Origin of the sequence: Bradyrhizobium sp. (genome assembly GCF_049691595.1) — a bacterium.
In the GTDB taxonomy this organism is placed as follows: Bacteria; Pseudomonadota; Alphaproteobacteria; order Rhizobiales; family Xanthobacteraceae; genus Bradyrhizobium.
This window is the reverse complement of sequence record NZ_JBAVNZ010000101.1, coordinates 1-2,535: the sequence shown is the minus strand read 5'-3', so window position 1 is coordinate 2,535 and position 2,535 is coordinate 1. Positions and strand designations below refer to the sequence as shown.

At 64.4% G+C, this 2,535-nt stretch carries 3 protein-coding genes; all 3 read left to right on the top strand.

Features of this window, described 5'->3' with window-relative positions:
- The first annotated feature begins 1 nt into the window (after position 1).
- The gene (locus WCE35_RS04655) at positions 2–850 is read left to right on the top strand and encodes a substrate-binding domain-containing protein (RefSeq protein ID WP_424592169.1); all 849 of its coding nucleotides are present in this window, start codon (positions 2–4) and stop codon (positions 848–850) included.
- 16 nt (positions 851–866) lie between these two features.
- Positions 867–1,892 (top strand): iron ABC transporter substrate-binding protein, encoded by a 1,026-nt coding sequence (locus WCE35_RS04650; RefSeq protein ID WP_424592168.1) that lies wholly within the window; start codon positions 867–869, stop codon positions 1,890–1,892.
- A 13-nt stretch (positions 1,893–1,905) separates the two neighbouring features.
- Positions 1,906–2,535, top strand: a 630-nt coding sequence (locus WCE35_RS04645; protein WP_424592167.1) for a FecCD family ABC transporter permease, incomplete at its 3' end; no start/stop codon positions are given.

Sequence of the window (2,535 nt, the reverse complement as noted above, 5' to 3'; positions counted from 1 at the left end):
AATGAACACCCTTACACGGATACGTCCCGCGCTGGTCGCCCTTTTGATCGTGTTTGCCGTCGCCGTCGCCACCTTCGCATCCGCTCAGGACAAGTCGATTGTGGTTTCTTCCACCACGTCCACGGAGGACTCAGGACTGTTCGGGCACATTCTGCCGTTGTTCAGGGCCGAGACCGGGATCGATGTGAAAGTCGTCTCGCAAGGGACGGGGCAGGCATTGGAGACCGGACGGCGCGGCGATTCCGATGTGGTGTTTGTCCACGCCAGGGCGCAGGAGGAGAAATTTGTTGCCGACGGTTTTGGCGAAAAACGCTATCCGGTGATGTACAATGATTTTGTTCTGGTCGGGCCGAAGGGCGACCCTGCCGGGATCAAGGGCTCGCGGGACATCGAGGCCGCGTTCAGGGCCATCAAGAGCAAGGGCGTCGCCTTCATCTCGCGTGGCGACAAATCGGGCACGCATTCCGCCGAGCTGGCGCTTTGGAAGATCGCCGGCATCGACATCGCCGGCGCCGACAAGGGCCCCTGGTACAGGGAGATCGGGCAGGGGATGGGCGCTGCGCTCAATGCGGCGGCGGCGTCCAGCGCCTATGTGCTGGCGGATCGCGGCACATGGCTTTCGTTCAGGAATCGCGGCGACCTGCAAATCCTTGTTGAGGGCGACAAGCGGCTGTTCAACCAGTATGGCGTCATGCTGGTGAATCCGGCGAGGCACGCGCATGTGAAGAAGGAGCTCGGGCAGCAATTCATCGATTGGCTGGTTTCGCCCGGCGGACAAAAGGCGATTGCCGACTACAAGATCAATGGTGAGCAGCTGTTCTATCCAAACGCCGCCGATCCCGGTGCGTAGCGATGGCGGGCGTCGCTTGATCGACCGCCGCACCCTGGTCGCCGGTCTGTCGGCGGCCCTGATCGCGCCACCAGCCGGCTCGGCAGCGACCGCCGTGGCGGATGCGGCGGGCCGTGCCGTACCGGTCCCCGCAAAGCTGTCGCGCGTGTTTCCCGCCGGACCGCCCGCGGCGATCCTGCTCTACACGCTGGCGCCTGACATGCTGATCGGCTGGCCGCGCGCCAACCGGCCGGAAGAGTGCGCCTACATGCTGCCGGAGATTTGCACGCGGCCGGAGGTCGGGCGCATCACCGGGCGCGGCAACACCGCAAACCTGGAAACGGTGCTTGTGCTCAAGCCCGATTTGATCCTCGACGTCGGATCGACCAGCGCGACCTTCGTCTCGCTCGCGGACCGCGTCCAGGAGCAAACCCAAATTCCCTATGCGCTGCTCGATGGCCGTTTCGGTGCGATCGCCACGACCTATCGCACGCTCGGCGAGCTGATCGGCCGTGCCGGGGATGCCGAGCAGCATGCGCGTTATGCGGAAGATGCGCTGAAGACCATCCTCAGCCGCATTGCGCCGATCGTGGCGAGCGAGCGAACGCGGGTCTATTACGCGCGCGGGCCGAAGGGGCTCGCGACCGGCCTCGGCGGCTCGATCAACGTCGAGACCATTGAATTGATCGCCCGCAACGTCGCCGGTGAAACCCAGGGCGGACTCGCCAATGTTTCGATCGAACAGATTCTGGTCTGGAATCCCGAGGTGATCGTGACGATCGATCAGGAGTTTGCCGCGACGGTGCGCAACGACCCCTCCTGGGCTTCGATCAGGGCGGTGCGCGACAACCGGGTGCATCTGTCGCCCAAGATGCCGTTCGGCTGGGTGGATTTTCCGCCATCCGTGAACCGCCTGATGGGGCTTTGGTGGCTCGCCAAAATTCTGTATCCGGAGCGATTTCCGGAAGACCTGCGGGTGCTGACCCAGGATTTCCATTCCCGCTTCTATCATGTGACGCCGACCACAGCCCAGATCGACCATGTACTTTCGGGCCGGGATTGATAGCGTTCCGGGAATGAGCCATGCCCGATCCGCCGTTCCCGGATTTGCGATCGCCATCGCGGTCCTGATCGCGGGCTTGCTGCTTGCGCTCACGGTCGGCCGCTATCCGGTGGGACTCGGCGACCTCGTCAGTGTTCTCTATGCGAAAGCGGCCGGTCATCGGGCGGAGGTTTCGCCGGCGGTCGAAAGCGTCATCCTGCAGGTGCGCGGACCGCGGGTGATCGCTGCGATGCTGGTTGGCGCGGCGCTCGCGGTGGCCGGCACCGCGTTTCAGGGACTGTTTCGCAATCCGCTGGTCTCGCCGGATATCCTCGGGGCGTCGTCGGGTGCTGCGCTTGGCGCCGTCATCGGCATCTACCTCTCGCTCGGCGTCTTTGCCATCCAGGCGATCGCCTTCGTTGGCGGCCTGGTTGCCGTCGGAATCGTCTACGCGATCGGCGCGTCGGTGCGCTCGCGCGATCCGATCCTGGTGCTGGTATTGACCGGCGTCGTGGTTGGGTCGCTGTTCGGCGCGGGTGTCGGCCTCGTGAAATATCTCGCCGACCCCTACAACCAGCTTCCGGCCATGACGTTCTGGCTGCTGGGCAGTCTGTCGGCGACCGGGATTCGGGATCTGCTTCCGCTTTTCGGCCCGGTCGCGGCC

Bases quoted from the DNA above. Each gene is read 5' to 3' on its own strand.
- WCE35_RS04655 (WP_424592169.1), top strand. From the start codon at position 2: ATGAACACCCTTACACGGATACGTCCCGCGCTGGTCGCCCTTTTGATC.